Annotated in this window: 21 protein-coding genes; 13 read left to right on the top strand and 8 right to left on the bottom strand. The window is 59.5% G+C overall.

From position 1 onward, the window contains the following. Positions 1–136: 136 nt before the first annotated feature. From purS to purE, 11 genes are all read left to right on the top strand, one after another. Positions 137–388, top strand: a complete 252-nt coding sequence (purS, locus tag BED41_RS07295) for a phosphoribosylformylglycinamidine synthase subunit PurS (RefSeq protein ID WP_066744461.1) — start codon at positions 137–139, stop codon at positions 386–388. A gap of 2 nt (positions 389–390) precedes the next feature. After that, positions 391–1,104 (top strand): phosphoribosylformylglycinamidine synthase subunit PurQ, encoded by a 714-nt coding sequence (gene purQ, locus BED41_RS07290; RefSeq protein WP_066744459.1) that lies wholly within the window; start codon positions 391–393, stop codon positions 1,102–1,104. After that, positions 1,104–3,254: a phosphoribosylformylglycinamidine synthase subunit PurL gene (gene purL / locus BED41_RS07285; protein WP_066744457.1), complete on the top strand. Its 2,151-nt coding sequence runs from the start codon at positions 1,104–1,106 to the stop codon at positions 3,252–3,254. Before purQ ends, purL begins: the two co-directional genes overlap by 1 nt. A gap of 3 nt (positions 3,255–3,257) precedes the next feature. Continuing rightward, a complete protein-coding gene (gene purF / locus BED41_RS07280) occupies positions 3,258–4,631 on the top strand; it encodes an amidophosphoribosyltransferase (RefSeq protein ID WP_066744455.1) in 1,374 nt (457 codons plus the stop codon). 67 nt (positions 4,632–4,698) lie between these two features. Then, positions 4,699–5,412, top strand: a complete 714-nt coding sequence (gene purC, locus BED41_RS07275; protein ID WP_084002319.1) for a phosphoribosylaminoimidazolesuccinocarboxamide synthase — start codon at positions 4,699–4,701, stop codon at positions 5,410–5,412. 6 nt (positions 5,413–5,418) lie between these two features. Continuing rightward, positions 5,419–6,771, top strand: coding sequence for an amidophosphoribosyltransferase (gene purF, locus BED41_RS07270; RefSeq protein ID WP_066744453.1), 1,353 nt, complete (start codon positions 5,419–5,421; stop codon positions 6,769–6,771). 191 nt (positions 6,772–6,962) lie between these two features. Then, positions 6,963–7,976, top strand: a complete 1,014-nt coding sequence (purM, locus tag BED41_RS07265; RefSeq protein WP_066744451.1) for a phosphoribosylformylglycinamidine cyclo-ligase — start codon at positions 6,963–6,965, stop codon at positions 7,974–7,976. Continuing rightward, the gene (gene purN, locus BED41_RS07260; protein WP_066744450.1) at positions 7,958–8,581 is read left to right on the top strand and encodes a phosphoribosylglycinamide formyltransferase; all 624 of its coding nucleotides are present in this window, start codon (positions 7,958–7,960) and stop codon (positions 8,579–8,581) included. The genes purM and purN overlap by 19 nt, the downstream gene beginning before the upstream one ends. Next, positions 8,562–10,097, top strand: coding sequence for a bifunctional phosphoribosylaminoimidazolecarboxamide formyltransferase/IMP cyclohydrolase (gene purH, locus BED41_RS07255; protein ID WP_066744448.1), 1,536 nt, complete (start codon positions 8,562–8,564; stop codon positions 10,095–10,097). The genes purN and purH overlap by 20 nt, the downstream gene beginning before the upstream one ends. A gap of 11 nt (positions 10,098–10,108) precedes the next feature. Further along, positions 10,109–11,380: a phosphoribosylamine--glycine ligase gene (gene purD / locus BED41_RS07250; RefSeq protein WP_066744447.1), complete on the top strand. Its 1,272-nt coding sequence runs from the start codon at positions 10,109–10,111 to the stop codon at positions 11,378–11,380. A gap of 29 nt (positions 11,381–11,409) precedes the next feature. Further along, the gene (purE, locus tag BED41_RS07245) at positions 11,410–11,922 is read left to right on the top strand and encodes a 5-(carboxyamino)imidazole ribonucleotide mutase (RefSeq protein WP_066744445.1); all 513 of its coding nucleotides are present in this window, start codon (positions 11,410–11,412) and stop codon (positions 11,920–11,922) included. Between the two features lie 73 nt (positions 11,923–11,995). Here the strand turns inward: purE and BED41_RS07240 are convergent, their stop codons facing one another. The 8 genes from BED41_RS07240 to BED41_RS16125 all read right to left on the bottom strand — a co-directional run bounded on the left by BED41_RS07240 (position 11,996) and on the right by BED41_RS16125 (position 17,812). After that, on the bottom strand, positions 11,996–12,316 hold the full coding sequence (locus BED41_RS07240) for a virulence RhuM family protein (RefSeq protein ID WP_157102294.1): 321 nt from the start codon (positions 12,314–12,316) through the stop codon (positions 11,996–11,998). Positions 12,317–12,354: 38 nt separating this feature from the next. Then, positions 12,355–12,930 carry a class I SAM-dependent methyltransferase gene (locus BED41_RS07235; RefSeq protein ID WP_066744441.1) on the bottom strand — a complete coding sequence of 192 codons (576 nt, stop codon included), beginning with the start codon at positions 12,928–12,930 and terminating at the stop codon, positions 12,355–12,357. Positions 12,931–13,006: 76 nt separating this feature from the next. Continuing rightward, positions 13,007–13,927: a cysteine synthase A gene (gene cysK, locus BED41_RS07230; protein ID WP_066744438.1), complete on the bottom strand. Its 921-nt coding sequence runs from the start codon at positions 13,925–13,927 to the stop codon at positions 13,007–13,009. A gap of 11 nt (positions 13,928–13,938) precedes the next feature. Next, the gene (locus BED41_RS07225) at positions 13,939–14,238 is read right to left on the bottom strand and encodes a thioredoxin family protein (protein WP_229712419.1); all 300 of its coding nucleotides are present in this window, start codon (positions 14,236–14,238) and stop codon (positions 13,939–13,941) included. 225 nt (positions 14,239–14,463) lie between these two features. Beyond that, positions 14,464–15,348 (bottom strand): nucleotidyl transferase AbiEii/AbiGii toxin family protein, encoded by an 885-nt coding sequence (locus BED41_RS07220; RefSeq protein ID WP_168160244.1) that lies wholly within the window; start codon positions 15,346–15,348, stop codon positions 14,464–14,466. 41 nt (positions 15,349–15,389) lie between these two features. Beyond that, positions 15,390–16,166: a type IV toxin-antitoxin system AbiEi family antitoxin gene (locus BED41_RS07215; RefSeq protein WP_066749086.1), complete on the bottom strand. Its 777-nt coding sequence runs from the start codon at positions 16,164–16,166 to the stop codon at positions 15,390–15,392. Between the two features lie 201 nt (positions 16,167–16,367). Next, entirely contained in the window at positions 16,368–17,543 is a 1,176-nt protein-coding gene (locus BED41_RS07210; protein ID WP_066744436.1) for a DUF3798 domain-containing protein, read from the bottom strand. 35 nt (positions 17,544–17,578) lie between these two features. Then, positions 17,579–17,812, bottom strand: coding sequence for a thioredoxin family protein (locus BED41_RS16125; RefSeq protein WP_084002317.1), 234 nt, complete (start codon positions 17,810–17,812; stop codon positions 17,579–17,581). Positions 17,813–18,217: 405 nt separating this feature from the next. Here BED41_RS16125 and BED41_RS07205 point away from each other — a divergent pair, with 405 nt between their 5' ends. Together BED41_RS07205 and BED41_RS07200 are read left to right on the top strand one after the other, a co-directional pair. Continuing rightward, a complete protein-coding gene (locus BED41_RS07205) occupies positions 18,218–19,273 on the top strand; it encodes an epoxyqueuosine reductase (protein ID WP_066744435.1) in 1,056 nt (351 codons plus the stop codon). Positions 19,274–19,479: 206 nt separating this feature from the next. Then, the gene (locus BED41_RS07200; RefSeq protein WP_066744431.1) at positions 19,480–20,451 is read left to right on the top strand and encodes a formimidoylglutamase; all 972 of its coding nucleotides are present in this window, start codon (positions 19,480–19,482) and stop codon (positions 20,449–20,451) included. Positions 20,452–20,457 lie beyond the last annotated feature (6 nt).

The following is a 20,457-nucleotide window of genomic DNA, read 5'->3' as shown; positions in this document are numbered from 1 at the left end:
AGTCAATTTTTTGTCTGCATTTTTCTGAAATGACACATCATTGACATTTACTGATATGAGCGTTATATTCTTAGCATCACCGTGGACAATTCCACACAATCACACTAAATAAACATCTCAAGGAGGATGTTATTCTATGATTTTCCATGCAGAGGCCGTTATCACCCCGCGCGAAGGAGTTCTGGACACACAGGGCAAGGCTGTAGAGAAGACGCTGACCCATCTCGGCTATGAGGGCTTGAGCGAGGTGCGCGTCGGACGCATCGTGACGATGCGGCTCGAGGCCAAGGACGGCGACGCGGCGGCGGAAGCTGTGAAAAATATGTGCCAGGATCTTCTGGCCAACGATCTGATAGAGACCTACAAGATATCGGTTCGGGAAGCGTAACGATGAGAACCGCCGTTGTCGTTTTTCCCGGAAGCAACTGCGACCGCGACGTTCAGCGCGCCGTCGCCGAAACATTAAAGACGCCCGTGGATATGGTCTGGCATGAGGAGCGTGAGTTCGCCTCACAGCCGGATCTCGTCATTCTCCCCGGAGGTTTTTCGTACGGGGATTATCTGCGCTCCGGCGCGATGGCCGCGCGTTCGCCGATCATCGAAGCGGTGCGCAGGCACGCTGAGGCGGGAAAGCTCCTGCTCGGCATCTGTAACGGCTTCCAGGTGCTGACGGAGACGAAGCTCCTGCCGGGCGCCCTGCTGGCGAATACCAGCACCACCTTCCTCTGTAAAAAATGCTGGATGCGCGTTGAGCGTACCGACAACCGTTTCACCTCCGGCTTCAAGAAGGGCGATATCGTCCAGTATCCGATCGCGCACCACGAGGGGCTCTATTTCCTCCCCGATAAGGAGCTTCGCGAGCTCGAGGAGTCGGGACGGGTGGTATTCCGCTACGCCGACCCGCAGACGGGCGAGGCGGGCGCGGAGTACGCGCCGAACGGCGCGCTGAACGGCATCGCCGGCATTTGTAATAAGGAAGGAAATATCCTCGGCCTGATGCCGCACCCGGAGCGCGCGACGATCGCACATCTCAACGGCGGTTCCGACGGCGGAGATTTCTGGCGTTCGATCGCACAAGATTTTGCAAAGAGGGGTGCACTCTAATGGGTTTTCGTGAAGTTGGACTCTCGGAGTCGGAATATAAGAGGATAATAGAGCTGCTCGGCCGCGAGCCGAACGATCTTGAGCTGGAGCTTATCGGCGTCATGTGGTCAGAGCATTGCAGTTATAAGTCGACGCGGCCTCTGCTCCGCACCTTCCCCTCCAAGGGGAAGTATGTGCTTCAGGGACAGGGGGAAAATGCCGGCGTCGTCGATATGGGCGAGGGCTGGGGCTTTGCCTTTAAGGTAGAGAGCCACAACCATCCCTCCGCGGTCGCGCCCTTCCAGGGAGCGGCGACGGGAGTCGGCGGCATCATCCGTGACATCATCGCGATGGGCGCCCGTCCCTCGGTCTCGATGGACGGCCTTTTCTTCGGCGACGCCTCGCTACAGAAGACGCGCAACCTCGCCAAGGGCATCGTCGAGGGTATCGGCTCTTACGGCAACGCGGTCGGCGTGCCGATCGTCGGCGGTAAGACCTTTTATTCGCCCTGTTACAACGACAACCCGCTCGTCAACGCCTTCAGCGCCGGTTTCGTGCGTCTGGACAAGATGGCTAGCTCACAGACGGCCAAACCCGGAGATTACGCGGTACTACTCGGCTCAAAGACGGGACGCGACGGCATCGCCGGAGCCTCCTTCGCCTCGCGCGAACTCGACGAGGATTCCAAGGCCAGCAAGCCCCAGATACAGATAGGCGACCCCTTTGAGGAAAAGTTGCTCATTGAGTGCTGCATGGACCTCCTCGACAAGAAGCTCATCGCCTCGATGCAGGATATGGGCGCGGCGGGCATCCTTTCGTCGTCAAGCGAGATCGCCCATAAGAGCGGCTGCGGCATCGATATTCAGGTCGAAAAGATCCCCCTGCGCGAAGCGGATATGCTTCCCTGGGAGATTTTCCTCTCCGAGTCGCAGGAGCGTATGCTTCTGATCGTCGAGGAGGAGAAGCTGGAGCCGGTCTTCGCGATGGCGAAGCACTACGGCCTCGACTGCGCGATCGTCGGCGAGATGACGGACAGCAAACGTTACCGCGTCTATAAGAACGGCGTGCTGGAGGCGGAGCTGCCGACTTCGATACTGGGAGATACGCCGGAGATCCTCTGGCCCGCCGCCGAGCCGAAGGACCTGCCCGCGCGGCAGGCCATTGAACTTTCAAAGCTGGCGAGCGCCGATCCCGCGAAGGATCTTCTCGAGATGCTCTCCTGCCCCAACGGACACCGCAAGGACGCGATCTGGGAGCAGTACGACTCGATGGTACAGCTTCACACGATAGCGGGCCCCGGCGAGCCGGCGGCGATCGTCGAGGTTCCCGATACACACCGCGCCTGCGTCCTCACGATGGAGGCCGAACCCTATAAATGCTGGACCGATCCCTACACGGGAGCCTCCGAGGCGATGGCGCTCTCTCTGCGCGGCCTCTGGCTCACGGGCGCTGACGCGCTCGGTATGACGAACTGCCTCAACTTCGCCTCGCCGGAGGTGCCGGAGAAGTTTTACGAGCTTAAGGAATGTCTGCGCGGGCTCGCGGATACCTGCCGCGCCCTCGACTGCCCCGTCGTCTCCGGCAATGTCAGCCTCTACAACGAGACGGCGACGGACCGCATCTATCCGACGCCGCTCGTCGTCACCGCCGGACTCGTCGTTGACCGCGACAGGGTGATCCGCGCGGGAAGGACGAAGGCGGGAGATTTCATATATCTGGTCGGCGCGCCCGAGGGCTCGCTCGGCGCGACGCGTTATCAGCAGGCGAAGGACGGCAAGCCGCTCGGCAAGACGGCGGCCCCCGACGCCGAGGCGGAAAAGGCCTTCCGCGACCGCGCGCTTAAGACTGCGCAGCGGCAGCTTGCGAATTCCGGCCGCGTTGTGGCCGGAGGCGGGCTCGCCTCCGCGCTCGCCAACGAGGCTATCGCCTCCGGGGTGGGAATGGATATCGAACTGGCCCCGCGGGGCGGCGTCGAAACGCTTCTCTTCTCCGAGGGCGGCGCGCGCGCCGTTTACGCGGTCTCTCCTGAAAAGGCCGCGGAATTTGAAGCGGCCTGGAGCGGCTTCCCCTGCGTCAAAGCGGGCAAAGCCGGAGGAGATAAGTTCAGCTGGCAGGGCATTCTGACTCTGCCCCTTGAAGAGCTCGCAAAGGCCTTCACGGAGGAAAAATAGCAGATGTGCGGCGTGTTCGGAGCGTATAGCCAGAGCGGCTCGGCGGTACTTGAGGATATATATCTCGGGCTCTGCGCCCTGCAGCACCGGGGACAGCTTTCGGCGGGCGTAGCCTGGATCGACGGCGGCTCCGTGCACATCAAGAAGGGTCTGGGCCTCGTCCACGAGGCCCTTTCACAGAGCGAGCTCGCGCAGGTTGAGGCGCACACGGCCATCGGCCATGTGCGCTATGCCACCGCCGGCGGTACGCGTCCGGAGGACAGCCAGCCGCTCGGCGCGAATTACGCGCAGGGACCGATAGCGATCGCGCATAACGGCAATCTGACGAACGCCGTGGCGCTTTCGAGCTATCTCGCGAACCGCGGGGCGATCTTCCAGACCTCCTGCGACACGGAGACGATCATTCAGCTGATGGCCCACCAGCCGGGAACGGTGCAGCTTGAGGCGCTGGAGACGGCGCTCTCAAAGATCAAGGGGGCCTACAGCCTCGCCGTCCTGCTCAACGACTGCCTGATCGCGGCGCGCGACCCTTGGGGCTTCCGCCCGCTGGTGCTCGGACGCCGCGACGATACCTATTTCGTCGCCTCGGAATCCTGCGCGCTGGACATCATCGGCGCGGAGCTCGTCCGTGACGTCGAACCGGGAGAGATCCTCGTCATCGACAGGCGCGGCATCATCTCGCGCAAACTGCCGAAGGAGGCGCAGCGCCACCATCACTGTTCCTTTGAATATGTCTATTTCGCGCGGCCCGACAGCGTGATCGACGGACGCTCCGTCTACAGCGCGCGGAAGAGGCTCGGCTCCTGCCTTGCGAAGAGCTGCGGCTGCCCGCGTGAGGCCGTCGTCGCGGGAATGCCCGACAGCGGCACGTTCGCGGCGCTCGGACTGGCCGAAGAGGCGGGTATGGACTTCGAGGCCGGAGTCGTCCGCAACCGTTACGTGGGCCGCACCTTCATCCAGCCGACCCAGCGCGTGCGCGAGGCGGGGGTCAAGATAAAGCTTAATCCGCAGCCGGGAATATTCGACGGCAAGGAGGCGGTCATCGTCGACGACTCTCTGGTCCGCGGCACGACCGCCGGACGCATCATCTCCATGATACGTGAGAGCGGCGCGGAGAGGGTGCATATGCGCATCGCCTCGCCGCCGGTCCGTTACCCCTGTTATTACGGTATCGACACCCCCAGCTCGGAGGAGCTTATCGCGGCGCAGATGGATATCCCGGAGCTGTGTGAAAAGATCGGCGCGGACTCGCTGCGGTACATCAGCTGCGACGAACTCTGCGAAGCGATAGGGCTGCCGCTCGGCGAACTCTGCACGGCCTGCTTCGACGGCAATTATTTAGAGGAAGAGGACGACCAGTCTCTGCTGGAAGTTTAATAAAAGCGAGTAATAAAGACAGTAAAACTGCCCAATAAAAATAAAGAATATGCGGAGGCGCACCAAAATGAATCTGACAAAGAAGGATTTTATCTACGAAGGCAAGGCCAAGAGGCTTTACACGACCGAGGACCCGAACTATGTGATCGTTGAATATAAGGACAGCTTCACCGCCTTCAACGGCCAGAAAAAGGCGACGATGAGCGGCAAGGGCGTCCTCAACAACAAGATATCCTCAAAGCTATTCCAGATGCTCGCCGATAACGGCGTAGAGTCGCATTTTGTCGAGCAGGTCGACGACACGAACCAGATAGTCAAGCGCGTCCAGATCGTGCCGCTGGAGGTCATCGTCCGCAACATCACCACCGGCTCTCTCTGTAAGCGCCTCGGCGTGGAAGAGGGCAAGGTGCTCCCCCGCCCGCTCTTTGAGATGTGCTATAAGGACGACGAGCTCGGCGATCCCTTCATCATCGAGGACCACGCGCTGCTCTTCGGCTGGGCGACTGAGGAAGAGCTCGACAAGATCAAGTCGATATCGCTGCGCGTCAACGAAATCCTCAAGGATTATTTCGCGAAGAAGGGCGTCGTGCTCGTAGACTTCAAGCTGGAGTTCGGCAAGGACATGCAGGGCAACCTTATTCTCGCGGACGAGATCTCGCCCGACACCTGCCGCTTCTGGGACAGCTCGACGGGCGACCACCTCGACAAGGACCGTTTCCGCAAGGATCTCGGAGACGTCCTCGGAGCATATGAAGAGATCTGGAAGAGAATATCAGCATAACCAGCCATGAGCGGAATCTTTGGCGCTTACAGCACAACAAATAAGCCCGTCCTCGAAGAGGTCTATCTCGGCCTTTACGCATTGCAGCACCGCGGCCAGGAATCGGCGGGCATCGCCTGGGCCGAGGACGGCCACGTCGCCTCCGTGCGCGGCATGGGGCTGCTGCACAACGCGATAGACCAGCAGCGCCTGGCCGGCGAGAGCGCGAACTGCGCCATCGGCCATGTGAGGTATGTGCCGCTGGAAAGTTCGCAGCTGCATAACGTGCTGCCGATCTGCGCGAACTATGCGCGCGGCCCCGTGGCCATCGCGCATGACGGACTGGTGACGAATCTTGCGGAACTCACGCGCCAGTTGGAACAGCGCGGAGCGATATTCCAGTCTTCGACGAACTCAGAGGCCATCCTTCACATGATGGCCCAGAAGTCGCACATGCAGCCGATAGACGCGCTCGTCGACGCGCTTAAAAAGCTCGAAGGTTCTTACGCGATCGCGGTGCTGCTTGAGGATTCGCTCGTCGCCGCCCGCGACCCGTACGGCTTCAAGCCTCTTGTGATCGGCGAACGCGACGGAACCTATTACGCGGCCTCGGAGTCCTGCGCGCTCGACATCGTCGGCGCGAAGCTGCTGCGCGACGTCGAACCGGGCGAGATCGTCGTGATCGGCGCGAAGGGCATGAAGAGCCTGCGCGTCCGCCAGGAGCGGTGCGGACGCTGCATGCACTGTTCATTTGAATATGTCTATACGGCGCGCCCCGACAGCATCATCGACGGGCGCTCAGTCTACGAGGCCAGGAAAGAGATGGGCCGCCGCCTGGCCCGCAAGTCGCCCTGCGGCGGCGCGGACCTCGCCGCGGGGATGCCCGACAGCGGCACGATCTCGGCGATCGGCTACGCGCAGGCCGCCGGCACCCCCTTCGAGATGGGGGTCGTCCGCAACCGCTATGTCGGCCGCACCTTCATCCAGCCGACACAGAAGGTGCGCGAACTCGGCGTGAAGATAAAGCTGAACCCCATCGCCGAGATTTTCAAAGATAAGAGGGCCGTCATCGTAGACGACTCGATCGTGCGCGGCACCACCGCCGAACGCATCGTCTCGATGATACGCAACTGCGGCGCGGCGGAGGTCCACCTCCGTATCGCCTCGCCGCCGGTGCTCCACCCCTGCCGTTACGGTATCGACACACGGAAAGAGGAGACCCTCGCCGCGGTGCGCATGACGCTCGACGAACTCTGCAGGAAGGTCGGCGCCGATTCGCTCGATTATCTCACGGAAGAGGATCTCATAGCGGCGATCGGACTGCCGGAGGATAAGCTCTGCACCGCCTGCTTCACCGGCAAATATCTTGAGGAACGCTGATTAAACAGAATCCGTTCAGCAAAACAAAAATGTGCGTTCCGCTGATTAGATGTGTCAGACGCTAAACGGGCTGGCCCCGCATGGGGCGGAGGCGTATATAAAAATACGTTGGAGCCACAGGCGGGGCCTGTCCGTGACGCAGGCGGCACATATAATCAGCGGTTACCTTAAAGGATAGGAGTAAAGAGCCGATGAGTAAGCTCAGTTACGAAAATTCTGGAGTAAGCATCACGGGCGGCGACGCCTGGGTGGAGACGATAAAGGGGCTGCTGTCAAAGCACCCTAAAGATAAGAACTGCGTCGGCGGCGTCGGCGGCTTTGCCGGACTATACCGCATCGGCGGCGGCCAGTGCCTTGCCGCCTGCTGCGACGGCGTCGGGACTAAGCTCGAGCTGGCCAAAGCGACGGGGCTCTATAAGGGGCTGGGGCAGGACCTGGTGGCGATGAACGTCAACGACCTGGTGACGGTCGGCGCCCGTCCGCTCTTCTTCCTCGATTACGCGGCCTGCGGCAAGCTTGACGAAACGATATTGAAGCAGATAGTGGAGGGCGTCATCGACGCCTGCGACGAGAGCCTCTGCGCGCTGCTCGGCGGCGAGACCGCCGAGATGCCCGGCGTCTACGGAGCCGACGGCTTTGACCTCGCCGGTTTCTCGGTCGGCATCGTCGACGAGGACAAGATCATCGACGGCAGCAATATCCAGGAGGGCAACCTTCTGGTCGGGCTCCCCAGCTCTGGAGTCCACAGCAACGGCTACAGCCTCGTGCGCAGCGCCCTTGGAAAGGGCGGGCTTGACATCCCTCTCGACAGCACCCCCAAGGGCTGGAAGGAGAGCGTCGCCGAGGCGGTGATGCGCCCGACGAAGCTCTACGTCAAGGCGGCGCTCGCCGCTATCAAGACCGGCGTCGTCCACGGGATGGCTCACATCACCGGCGGCGGCATGTACGGCAACGTCATCCGCATCATCCCCAAGCATCTGGATATCGCGGTGGACTTCAAATCATGGGAACGTCCGGCGATTTTTGACCTGATCCAGAGCGCGGGGATCGACGAAGAGGAGATGCAGCGGGTATTCAACCTCGGCATCGGCTATGTCTTCGTCATCGACGCAACGGAGCTGAAGCGGCTCGAAGAGGCGCTGGCCCCGCTTGGAGAAAAACCCGTCGTCATCGGCGAGGTCATTAAATGTACATCCCGCGGATAGCGATACTCATATCGGGGACGGGAACGAACATGGAGGCGCTTTTAAAGGCCTCCATTACCGGTGAGCTGCCGGCGCAGGTCTCCTTTGTCGGCAGCGACCGGCTGGAGGCCAAGGGGCTTTCCACGGCTGCCGCACTCGGAGCGCAGACGCGGGTCTTTTTTTATAAGCGCGACGGACGCGCCGCGGCGGAAGAGGCCATCGCGTCGGCGGTCGAGGAGACGCACAGCGACTGGATAGTGCTTGCCGGCTTCATGCGCGTTCTTTCGCCCGAGTTCGTGCGCCGCTTCAAGGGGCGGATCATCAACATCCACCCCGCGCTGCTGCCGGCCTTTCCCGGCGCGCACGGCATCCTCGACGCCTGGAACGCCGGAGTTCCGGAGACGGGCGTCACCGTCCACATTGTGGACGAGGAGGTCGACCACGGCCCGATCCTCGCGCAGGAAAAGGTCCGGCGCACCGCCGACGACACGCTTGAGACGCTGGAAGCGAAGATACACGCGGTGGAACATCAGCTCTATAAACGCACTCTGAAAGAATTTCTGGAGAAACATCCGGTAGATATCGATCAATGGAAGGGTGAAGAGGATGGAAAAGATGGAAACTAGAAAGGCGCTCATCTCCGTCTGGGATAAGACGGGCATACTTGATCTCGCGAAGGGGCTTGCCGCCCACGGTTATGAGATCGTATCCAGCTCCGGCACCGCCAAGCACCTCGAAGAGGGCGGCGTAACGGTCACGGAGGTCGTCGATATGACGGGGCTGCCCGCGATACTCGGCGGCAGGGTGAAGACGCTGCATCCCACGATCATGGGAGGAATACTCGCAAGACGCGGGCTCGCCCAGGATGAGGAGGACCGGGAAAAATTCAACATCCCCCTTATAGACGTCGTCGTCTGCACGCTCTACCCCTTTGAAGAGACGGCGAAGAGCGGCGCGGAGCTCGACAAGCTTATAGAAAAGATAGACATCGGCGGCGTCTCGCTGATCCGCGCCGCCGCGAAGAACTACTGCCACGTCGCGGTCGTCACCGAGATCGGCGACTACGCGCGCGTCCTTGACGAGCTTGAGAAAAAGCAGGAGTTCACGCTTGAATTCAAGCAGGAGCTCGCGCTCAAGGCCTTCCGCTGCACCGCCTCTTACGATTCGATCATCTACCGCGGCCTCTGCCGCGAGCTGGGCATCGCCGACGAGGTGGATGGCGACAAGGTGCTGCCGCTGCGTATGGAGCAGAAGCTCCGCTACGGCGAGAATCCGCACCAGCAGGCGGCGCTCTTTATGCCCCCGCTTGAGCAGCGTCCCTTTGAACAGCTATCGGGCAAGGAGCTCTCCTACAACAACCTGCTCGACCTCGACACGCTGCTTCGCGGCTGCTCCGTATTCCAGGACAGCTGCGCCTGCACGATCGTCAAGCATACGACTCCCTGCGGCACCGCCCGCGGAGAGACGCCCATCGAGGCCTTTAAAAAGGCGCTCGCCTGCGACCCCGTCTCGGCCTTCGGCGGCATCATCGGCATGACGCGCAAAGTGGACCTGGATACGGCGAAGACTGTCACCGAGACCTTCTTTGAGATACTGGCCGCCCCCGACTTCGAGGAGGGCGTCGTGGAATACCTGAAAGAAAAGAAGCCCAATCTCCGCGTCCTTAAGATACTGCCCGGCTACGCGCCGAAGCTGCAGATCCTCGGCAACCGCTGCGGCTTCCTCGTCCAGGAGGACAAGCTCCCCGCCCTGCCGCGTCAATCCGAGGGCGAGTGGCACGGTAAGCCGCGCCCGGACCTCTGGGAGGACATCATCTTCGCCTGGAAGACCGCGGCGATCACCAAGAGCAACGCCATCGTGCTCGTCAAGGACGGCGCGGCGGTGGGCATCGGCGGCGGATTCACAAACCGCGTGGACGCGGCGGAGTACGCCATCAAGCTCGCGGGAGACAAGGCCAAGGGGTCTGTAATGGCCTCCGACGCCTTCTTCCCCTTCGCGGATTCCGTCGAACTGGCCCATAAGGCCGGCGTCATCGCCGTCATCGAACCGGGCGGCTCGATCCGTGACAACGAGGTCTTTGAGAAGGCCGAAGAGCTCGGACTCAGCCTCTTTGCCGGCGGCAGCCGCACATTCAGGCATTAGGAGCCGCTAAAATGAAGGTAATGGTACTAGGCGGAGGCGGCAGAGAACACGCGGTCGTCCACGCATTCTCCAAATCAAAGATAACGAGCGAACTGCACTGCTGCCCCGGCAACCCGGGGATCGCGAAGCTCGCGCAGTGCCACGCCGGAGATCCCTGCGATCCGCAGGCGATGAAGACGCTCTGCGAAAAACTCGGCATCGAACTCGTATTCGTCGGACCTGAGGCGCCGCTTGTGGCCGGTACGGCGGACGCGCTGCGCGAGGCGGGCATCCTCGTCATGGGCCCAGGAGCCTCCGGCGCGCGCCTCGAGGGCAGCAAGGCCTTCTCCAAGCAGTTCATGAAGAGACACGGCGTACCCACCTCCGACTTCGACCTCTGCACCAACCTCGAGGAATGCAAGGCCGCGCTCGCAAAACGCAGCGCGCCCTTCGTCGTCAAGGCCGACGGCCTCGCTGCCGGCAAAGGCGCCTTCCTCCCGGAAAGCTACGATGAGGCCGTCGCGACCTGCCGCATGATGCTCGAGGAGCAAAAGCTGGGCACCGCGGGCAACCTCATCGTCGTCGAGGATTACGTTCAGGGCATGGAGATGACCGTGCTCGCCATCACCGACGGCGAGACGGTGCGCATCCTGCCTTCGAGCCAGGACCACAAACGGGCGCTCGACGGAGACAAGGGGAACAATACCGGCGGCATGGGGGCCTACTCGCCCGTGCCCTGGGTCGACGACGCCTTCATGAAGAAGGTCACAGACGAGGTCCTCACCCCGACGGTCGACGGCCTCAAGGCGGAAAAGATTCCCTTCTGCGGCGTGATATACGCGGGAATCATGATCAAGCCCGACGGTTCGCTCTCCGTCCTCGAATATAACGTGCGCCTCGGCGACCCCGAGACGCAGGTGGTGCTGCCCGCCTTCGGCGGCGACTTTGGCGAGGTGATCCTCGCCTGCGCCAAAGGCGAGCTGGCCGATATACCCTGGCCCGGCGCGAAGCTGGTCGCCCTCGGCGTCGTCATGGCCTCCGGCGGTTATCCCGACACCTTTGAAAAGGGCTGCCCCATCAGCGGCGCCGACGAAGAAATTGAAAACACCTTCGTCTATCACGCCGGTACGAAGCTCAACGACAGGGGCGAGCTGGTCACGAACGGCGGCCGCGTCCTCACCGTCGTCGGCCTCGCGGACGATCTGCCCACGGCGCGCGAACGCGCCTACAGCAGGGTGAAAAAGATCAGCTTTGAAAAGGCCCACTACCGGAACGACATCGGCGACAAATCGCTGAAGAGATAATAAATTCGCTTACGAAAAGAGGAAATAAAATGGCACCGAAAATCGGCATCATCATGGGCTCCGCCTCGGACATTCCCGTCGTGGAAAAGGGAACGCCAGTCCTTGAGGAGCTCGGCATAGAATTTGAAGTGGCGATCGCCTCGGCGCACCGCACGCCCGCGGACGTCGAGAACTACGCGAAGGGCGCGCGCAAGCGCGGCATCAAGGCGCTTGTCGCCGTCGCCGGACTCTCCGCGGCGCTCCCCGGAGTGGTGGCCGCCGCGACCACGCTGCCCGTCATCGGCGTTCCCGTCAAGGGCGGCGCGATGGACGGACTTGACGCGCTGCTCTCGATCGCGCAGATGCCCCCCGGCGTCCCCGCCGCCTCCGTCGGCCTCAACGGCGCGAAAAACGCCTGCCTGCTGGCGGCGCGCATCGTCGCGGCGACCGACGACGAACTGACGGCAAAGCTCGAAGCCTACGCGGAAAAAGAGGCCAGCAAGGTGCGCGAGAGCCGCAAGAAGCTCGAAAACCTCCCCGCCGCCCCCGCGGACGCCTATTAAAAAATCATTCGCGATAACAGAAGAGGAGCCCTGAAAAATCCGGGGCTCCTCGCTTTGTGTACGGATAATTTATTTAGCAGGTCTTTCCATCGGCGGCAGTTGTCGCAAATTTTGCGACAACTGAATCATCCAACTTTTCCTCGGTGCGGGATTCCGCAATCATAATAGCCACCGGCTGCTTCACGCCAACAACACGCATTTTTTGCGTGTTGTTCTCCAAAGACAACTCATCATCGGCAAAGACATTGTTGATATGTTTGCGAATCGTCTTCTCATCCTTATCAAACAATAACGCCATTTGATTTGCCGTCAGCCAAACCGTATCACGTTCGGGAGATACGGGAACCTCAAGCGTAACATCTTTATCAGTGAAGAGGGCGATCTTGCTTTCCACCGGCATCATCCGCCTTTCAGGGAAATACGGCCCTTTGCCTATCCCTTTAATCCCCGGCACTCATATACGAAGGCCGGGGGGATGTTCATCATCACAAATCGAATTTTGACCTCTTTGAATATCCGCTCAAAGGCGCTCTTCATATGGAGGGAATATTGAAAAGCGACAAACATGCCGTCCTCGGCGAGGGTGCGGGAGATACCGTCGAGCACGGCGGCGGTGACTTCCTGCGGCAGAACCGCGTAAGGCAGGCCGGAGACTATCAGATCGACCTTGCGAAGCCGCTCCTCTCTGAGTACATGCGGCAGCCGCCTCGCGTCGTCGTAGATATCGAGCCCCGTATCGCGTATCAGCTTCTGCCTGAGGTCGTCCTCTATCTCAAATACAAAGAGCCTGCTCTGCGGCAGCTTGTTTTTCATGATCGCCTTCGTCACAACGCCGGTACCGGCGCCAAACTCCGCGATACAGGCGATTTTGTCCCAGTCTACATTACAGAGCATGGAGGCGACAAGCTGCGGGGAGCTGGGAGTAATGCTGCCGATCATACGCGGCTCCGCGACAAATTTTTTTATAAAGAGCATCTTTTCCTTTATATTTTGATCGACCTGTGGCATATAACTCCTCCAGCAAAAGGTTTTACTCTGATAAACTATCAGTAATTCTTTATTTTGTACAGCCTTTTGCGGAAAATTAACTGGAAAAAATGCTCAGGTACTTATCGCCGCGGTCCGGCTGGACCGTGACGACGACATTGTCCCGCGGGAGGTCGGCCGCCACCTTCAGCGCCGCCCAGACGTTGGCTCCGGTGGAGATGCCGCTGAAAAGGCCCTCCTCGGCGGCCAGACGGCGCGCGGTCGACAGAGCATCTTCGTCGGTGACGGTCATGAACTCGTCGATCTCTGAGACGGCGAGGTTCGCGGGGACAAAGTTCGCGCCGATCCCCTGGATCTTATGCGGACCGGCCTTGCCCTTGGTGATCAGAGGGCTGGACGCCGGTTCCACGGCGATGACCTTCACCTCGGGAAACTCTTTGCGCAGGGCGCGGCCAACGCCTGTGACGGTGCCGCCGGTGCCGAAAGAGGCGACAAAGGCCGCCAGCTTCTTGCCGTCGGGCAGCTGGGCCAGGATCTCCGGCCCCGTGCTCTCCTCATGCGCGCGCGGGTTGCCTGGGTTGGAAAACTGGTCGAGCATCAGCGCGTTCGCATCCTCGGCCAGCATTCTTTTCGCCTCGTTTACCGCGCCCGCCATCCCCTCGGAGGCGGGGGTCAGCACAAGCTTCGCGCCAAAGGCGGCGAGCACCGCGCGGCGCTCCTGCGACATCGATTCCGGCATCGTCAGAACCACCGGCAGACCGAGCGCCCGTCCGAGCATCGCAAGCCCGATGCCTGTGTTGCCGCTCGTCGGCTCCACAATCACCGTCTTTTCCGTGAGCTGGCCATTTTTCTGCGCCTCTTTCAGCATACCCCAGGCGGCGCGGTCCTTGATCGAGCCTCCGGGGTTGCCGCCCTCAAGCTTTATCCAGGCCTGCGCGCCGCCGCCGTCCCTTTTGAGCCGGTAGAGCGGCGTACCGCCCACCAGCTCCATTATTTCCAGATCTTCAACGTTCTTCAAGTTCTCCCCGCCTATCCTTTATATGCCGTGCTGAATGCCTTTTCCACACCCTCTTCGGTGGGAACTCCCTCGGCGATCTTCTCGCTGCCGACAAAAAATGTGGGGACGTAGTAATAATCGTATTTGTCGGCAACTTCGGGCTCCTTCTTTTCGTCGATCATGACGAAGGGCACCTCTTTGTATTCCGGGTGCCTGGCAAGCAGCTCCGATATCATCTCCTCAGCCCGTTTGCAGTGCGGGCATCCCTCGAACATAAACATCTTCAGTTCCTTCATTGCTGCCACCATTCCTTTCGTTTTATCTATTGCCAATATTATATAACTTTTGCGCACGGCAGAGACGGAATATTACGCACCGTATATAGACATTCGCCGCGCCATTTAACAAGAAAAAAGAGGGAAGGATAAAAATCTTAATGTATATCAATAATACCGGCGTCACAATCAATAATGCCCCTCAGGGAAGATATAACGTAAAGAAGATGGAAATAATGGAAGGCTGTGTTCGTTGAAAACTTTACATACACCGTTCGCTGTTTATTTCAATACTTCACGCAGGATCGCGCATTGATCGTCGAATTTGCGAGGGGAACGTTCTTTCAATATATCGATATTGCGAAGCTTCCAGAGTATCGCGGGGAGCCTCGCAGCGTCTGGAACTTCAAAGAGGCTCCAATCGGGGGCACCTTCGGCGAACGATACCAGGAATTTCCGGTCGGCGTCGTCCAATAGGGCGGGAAGAGCCGCGAAGAGCATTTCCCTCGTCTTGACGTAATCCTCATAGGTAAAGGGCATAGCGCTCATTCCAACAAATTGGTTGTCAAACGCCTCCTTCATATCGTGCGCGTTGGGTGCGAGCAGCTCATGGAGTGGGCGATTATGGCTCAACAGGCAGATGATGAAACCAAGGACAATTCGCCTGTCGAAGCCATTTCCCGAACCCGATAGAAACGGAGCCAAATCGAACAAATCGCGGGGGTGTTGGCGGTCGAGCGCAGCGCAGATTTTTCCGCCGTATAACTCCTCTCTCGATATCACCGGCATCTCCGTGTACTGGCCGAGAATTTCTTCGGCGTCTGGGTGCACGGGCATCGTGCGTATGGGAAAGACGTGGCCGCGCATCGTAGTGTTCACCTCGATTTTGACAATGGCTTCAGGCGTCCGGCAAAGCAGCTTATATTCCAGCGACTCCACGCCAAGATTGACAAACTTTATCCCGTGGATACGCTTTGATAAGTCCTGCCTGATCGATGTCAGATGTTTGACAATAGAGCCAAGGGCTTCGGCGCGTTCGCTGAAATGCGGGTAACAGAGGTCGATATCGACTGACAGGCGCGGCAGTCCGCGCTCGAAAAGATTGATGGCAGTTCCGCCTTTGAGCGCAAACGCACCATTTCGCGCAATCGCCGGAAGAATCCGCACAACAAGGTGAAGCTGCTCCATGTAAGATTGAGCGAAACAGTTCATTGCCATAACCGATTCAGTTCCTGGGGTATCACCAGACCGTATCTTTCGAGATAAACGCCATTCTTGCCCAAACTGCGCACCCCCTTGCCAAGGGATATTTTATCCCGGTCGAGCCGCTGTGCCCACGAATGACCAGCGCGATCCGCAAATAGCAAAAACGTCCGCTTGACGCGTATGGAATTACAGCCCGACAGAAGCTCCTGCAGCAGCTGGGGACGCAGCGTGTCGAGATTTTCTGTCAGCTGGTACGCCTCGCTATAGCTTATCGTCTGCGGTGCGAGGTGCAATGTTTCAAGTATCGCCCTCTCCGGGCTGGAGCAGCGAATGGAGATGGTCTTGTGAGGTATATCCGTGATACCGGCACGATCGTCCGTCAGAAACGACGTATGGCAGAGACAAAACTTCGTAAGTCCGGCCGCATCCGCTGTCCACGCCGGAAGGATACGCGTTTGACCGGAAAATATAAAGACGCGCTCCCCTTCTCCCCGCAGAAACTGCGCATATCCTTGAAGCGCGAGCGCCGTCCTCGCCCCTATATGGACCGGCATATTGATCTGCGATTGAAGAGCATAAAGAATACCCTGCCAATCGAGCATGTCGCCAGGCCAGATATAAGCGCCGCGCCCGATCCGCTCAAGCCACCCGCTTCGCCGATAATACTGCTGCAAGTTCGGCGATATGCCCGACCTCGTCAGATACGATGCAAGTAAAGGAACTCCTGATATCCGTATGCCAACCAATGATTTTAATTTTTGCTCTTTATTGTTAACCATGCTACTATTATAACGCAAATTTTAAAATAAGAATATCCCCTGCTGAAAAAGAAAAGGCCTTCGACGCGACGCGTATCCCGACGAAAGCCGCTGCCGTCGTCGTCATTCACGCCACGCAAGAGGGGCATACAGACCATTTTCGAGATGTAATGACGCCTTTCGAGCTGTGGGCGCATCTTTGGTTTTGTCCATAACAACGGTTCACCTCATCCGATAGTATTTCTCGGGGACCTTTATCTTGTCCATTCCGAGAGGTCCTCTGCCAAAGACGTAGGTATCCTGGTAGATGAGCAGGAAGTTTTTCATCTTCACTCCAGTGGCGGCGTCGGTATAGGCGCTGCTGTTCCAGGTCATCCCGGGAGAAAAAACCGCGAAGGCCTTCATCACATCGGCCTGGCGGTTCAGCTTCGCCCTCTTCTCCACTACGCGTTTGCCAATTTCGCCGAGGGCGGCGGTGATGCAGTAGCCAGAGGGATAGGCCCAGGTGGCGAGGCGCCCCTTGCCGCCTTTAGCGACGACGGCCTTCTCTATCTTGGCAAGGATCGCCTTCCAGTCGCCTTTCTCCTTGCTTAGGTCGATGCCCAGCGCGCCCGCGTAGCCCTGCAGCGGCGAATCGGTCTGCACATAGTAACCGCCGAGCTCCGTTATCTTCTTCAGCAGCGGCTCGACCTGCGCGTCGTTGGTGCTGAAGAAGGCGGTGTTTTTTCCATATTTCCTGAGCCAGGCGGCGGTCTTTTCCAGAACGTACTGCTGCGCTCCGGCAACGCCGACGTCGCTCGTCGGGTCGGGGGCCGTCTCAAAGACAAAGCGCAGGCCGAGGTCTTTACAGGCCGCCTCCATTATCTTGCGGCGGCGCGAGAGCAGCTCGTAGCTCATATGGCGCGGGAAGGATATGTGCACGTAGGTCTTGGCGCCGAGCTTTTTAGCCGCCGCGGGCATGATGTAGCCCATCGCGAGGTTGTCGGAGTTCACGACCAGGTCCGCGACCTCGCCGATAACGTTCGGGTCCTCCTGCGGCTGCCCCGTGAGACAAAGGATGTCGCCGCGCTTCTCCTTTATCCGGCGAAAGGCCTCGGCCGTACCGGGAACGCCCTCCATAACCGCCACGACCCTCATCTTTGGGTCGTCCGCGAGTCCGGCTATCTGGCTGATGACGGTCTCCATCTCCGCGCCGAAGTTGTCCGGGTAGGTGACATGCTTTATCATGCCGCCCTTGGAGGCGTCGCCGTACATCGAGATGAGCTTTTCCGCACCGCGGACATTATCCTCTCCCTGCGAGACCGTTCCCGTAACGACGCCGATATGAAACGGCGCGGCGGCGGATGCGGGGAGGGCGTAAAGCAGAAACAGCGCCGCTAAAACAATCAATTTCCTCATCATTCAAACCTCCATATCTCTTTAGTCCTCATAGTCTAAACGGCCAGGATCTTCGTTATCGCCGCCTCGATATTCTCCGCGGTGGCTTCGGCGTCGCCCGTGAGGCGGCCGCATATTTCAGTGCCTCCGCTCATAAAGATGATTGTCGGAACGCCGCGCAGAGCCAGCGTCTTCATTATCTCCCGGTTCTCCGCCCTGTTCATCTTGAGAAATATGATACGGTCCCCGTATCTTTCGCCCAGCGCCGCGAATTTAGGCGCGAGCGCCAGACAGGGAGGTCAGCCCGGGTCCCATATATCAAGTATCACCGGCTTCACGGCGGAGGCATTGCGGACCTCCGGCTCAAAGTCCGCCGCGTTGATGGACTTCAATCAGATCACTCTTCTCTCGATAGTCATTGTCTCTGACGATATTATAGCGCCCGTCCCCCTACTCTGAAAGCGGTGAGGGCAAAATCGCAGTCGGACCTCACCGCCAGTCTTGGGGCTTGAATATATCTTCTGCGCCTTGCGCCGCCTTCGCCATGTCTTAGTAATTCAATATTTTTGAATTAACAATTCAAATCGTTCAATTTGATTCCTGTTATCAACACTGTTAGTATAGAAGGGCCGGGTGCGCATGACGCCGTTGGATGCTAAAAAATAAAAATACCGGTCTTATCAGGAGGAGCCAGCATGGATAAAAAACTTTTAACTTCAAAGATCAAACGCCGCGCGCTGGAACTTGGTTTCGCAAAGGTGGGAATAACGACAGCCGACGACTTTCCAGAATACGAGGCCGAGCTTCATGACCGCCCTGGATATCGTCCATGGATCAATCCAGACCGCAGCGAAGACCCGGAGAGATCCTATCTCATCGAAGGAGTACGTCCGCGCGGCATCATGCCCGGAGCTAAATCCATTGTATGCGCCGTTTACGACTATTCAAGGTTAGCCTATCCGGAGGAGCTGACGGCAAGTGTCGCCCGCGCCTATCTCAGCCGCGCCTATGTCCCCCTGCCGGACTCCATCTGCGGGCTGCGCGCGCGAGCGCTGCACGACTATCTCACCTCGCTGGGATGCCGCGTGTACGACGGCGACAAAGAGCTGCCGCAGCGGCTCTGCTGCGCGCGGGCCGGCGTCACCACCTACGGGCGCAACAACTTCGCCTACGCCGAGGACTGCGGTTCTTTTGTAATCCTCTACACATACCTGACCGAGGCCGAGCTGGAATACGACGCCCCTACCGTAAGGTGCGACTGTCCGTCTGGCTGCCGTAAGTGTGTGGAGGCCTGCCCTACCGGCGCGCTCTACGCGCCAGGCAAGCTGGCCCCTCAGAGGTGCCTGCTCTACAGCCACATGCGGGACAGCGCCGTGCCCGCCGACATCATGGAGGCAAACGGCACCCTCATCCATGGCTGCGACCGCTGCCAGACCGCCTGCCCGCGCAACATACCGGTCATGAGGGGGGCGGCGGAGAAAGACCCGTTTTTGGAGCTGCTGAAAAGGGAGTTCGACCTTGAAAAGATATTGTTCATGGACGACGCCTACTACGAAAGGGTCGTAAGGCCGATAATGTATAACTATATCCGCAAACCCGAGGTCTTTCGCCGCAACGCCGCCATCGCCATCGGCAACACGAACGACGCCGGTTATATACCGGCGCTGAAGACCGCGATAGAGCGCGGTGAACCGATAGTCCGCGAAGCCGCCGCCTGGGCGCTTGAAAGGATCGGCGGCGGGCCGCGCTGAAAGACCGATAATAAAATTTCCCTGAACGCCCCACGCATGAGAGCCGTTTTATTTCGGTCTCTTGCCTGAATCAAGGCCGCCGCTGCGTTATTTTACGTTAACTGAAACTTTGGTTTGACGTTATTATAACGCGGCGGCTTGTGTACTTGAGCGACGGAGGATAAAATTATCTGGGCGTTAGGCCACTCTAAGGAGGCAGTTTAATTATGAAATATAAAATAGACGCGGCGGACAGAGGCCTTTTTTACAGCAGGAACGATCCTAAGGACCGCCGCTTGGGCGAGCTCATCACCCGCGAAAAGATAGAGGACGTAACGGAGGGGACTGTCGCAATCATCGGCGTCCCCGAAGACCGCGGCATAACGGCGAACAAGGGACGCGCTGGGGCGGCCGGAGGGCCGGACGATATCAGGCGGCGGCTCTACCGTCTGACGCCGGGTTTCAGCGGCGACTTTCACCGCCTGCGGATCGTCGACGTCGGCAACGTCAGCACGAAAGAGCTGACGCTCGCGGAGGTCCACGCGGCGGAGACCGAGGCGGTCGCGGAGATCGTCGCGCGCGGCGGCCTGCCGATAGTTCTGGGCGGCGGCCACGACCTCACATATCCCGGAGTGGCGGGGCTCGTAAAGGGCGCGAAGATCGGACGCGACGGCATGGGGCTGATAAACGTCGACGCCCACCTTGACGTGCGCAGCGACGAAAATGGCATCAACAGCGGCACCTCATTTTACCGCGCGCTGACACAGCTGCCGGACAGGGCGCTCTGCGGCGAGGCCTTCGTAGAATTCGGCATCCAGGAGCAGTATAACTCGCCCTATTACTACAACTGGGTGCTTGAGCAGGGCGGCCATGTGATAACCCTGCGCGAGGTCTCGGAGAGGGTGATGGAATTTTTCCTCCAGGCGCTGAACGCCGCCGGGAAAAATAACCGGGCGATCGCCGTATCTCTCGACATCGACGCGGTGCGCAGCACCGAGGCTCCCGGAGCCTCGGCGAGCAACCCCAGCGGCCTCAAGGCCCCGGAGCTGGATAAGATCGCCTATCTCGCCGGGCGCAGCGTTAAGGTAAAGTACCTCGACATTATGGAGGTCTCGCCGCTTCTCGACGAAGACCACCGCACGGCGGCGCTGGCCGCCTCGGCGCTCTTCTCCTTTTTCCGGGGACTCTGCGAGAGGTAATAAAGA

Source organism: Cloacibacillus porcorum, assembly GCF_001701045.1.
Classification (GTDB): Bacteria; Synergistota; Synergistia; order Synergistales; family Synergistaceae; genus Cloacibacillus; species Cloacibacillus porcorum.
The sequence above is the reverse complement of the archived record's forward strand: the minus strand, read 5'-3'. Positions and strand labels throughout refer to the sequence as shown.

Excerpts from the sequence above, each read along its gene's own strand:
- purN (WP_066744450.1), top strand. The coding sequence starts at position 7,958 with ATGTACATCCCGCGGATAGCGATACTCATATCGGGGACGGGAACGAAC.
- purC (WP_084002319.1), top strand. The coding sequence starts at position 4,699 with ATGAATCTGACAAAGAAGGATTTTATCTACGAAGGCAAGGCCAAGAGG.
- BED41_RS07210 (WP_066744436.1), bottom strand. The coding sequence starts at position 17,543 with ATGAGGAAATTGATTGTTTTAGCGGCGCTGTTTCTGCTTTACGCCCTC.
- purM (WP_066744451.1), top strand. The coding sequence starts at position 6,963 with ATGAGTAAGCTCAGTTACGAAAATTCTGGAGTAAGCATCACGGGCGGC.
- purH (WP_066744448.1), top strand. The coding sequence starts at position 8,562 with ATGGAAAAGATGGAAACTAGAAAGGCGCTCATCTCCGTCTGGGATAAG.
- purQ (WP_066744459.1), top strand. The coding sequence starts at position 391 with ATGAGAACCGCCGTTGTCGTTTTTCCCGGAAGCAACTGCGACCGCGAC.
- BED41_RS07235 (WP_066744441.1), bottom strand. The coding sequence starts at position 12,930 with ATGCCACAGGTCGATCAAAATATAAAGGAAAAGATGCTCTTTATAAAA.
- purE (WP_066744445.1), top strand. The coding sequence starts at position 11,410 with ATGGCACCGAAAATCGGCATCATCATGGGCTCCGCCTCGGACATTCCC.
- purS (WP_066744461.1), top strand. The coding sequence starts at position 137 with ATGATTTTCCATGCAGAGGCCGTTATCACCCCGCGCGAAGGAGTTCTG.
- BED41_RS07205 (WP_066744435.1), top strand. The coding sequence starts at position 18,218 with ATGGATAAAAAACTTTTAACTTCAAAGATCAAACGCCGCGCGCTGGAA.
- BED41_RS07215 (WP_066749086.1), bottom strand. The coding sequence starts at position 16,166 with ATGGTTAACAATAAAGAGCAAAAATTAAAATCATTGGTTGGCATACGG.
- purF (WP_066744453.1), top strand. The coding sequence starts at position 5,419 with ATGAGCGGAATCTTTGGCGCTTACAGCACAACAAATAAGCCCGTCCTC.
- purL (WP_066744457.1), top strand. The coding sequence starts at position 1,104 with ATGGGTTTTCGTGAAGTTGGACTCTCGGAGTCGGAATATAAGAGGATA.
- BED41_RS07200 (WP_066744431.1), top strand. The coding sequence starts at position 19,480 with ATGAAATATAAAATAGACGCGGCGGACAGAGGCCTTTTTTACAGCAGG.
- purD (WP_066744447.1), top strand. The coding sequence starts at position 10,109 with ATGAAGGTAATGGTACTAGGCGGAGGCGGCAGAGAACACGCGGTCGTC.
- purF (WP_066744455.1), top strand. The coding sequence starts at position 3,258 with ATGTGCGGCGTGTTCGGAGCGTATAGCCAGAGCGGCTCGGCGGTACTT.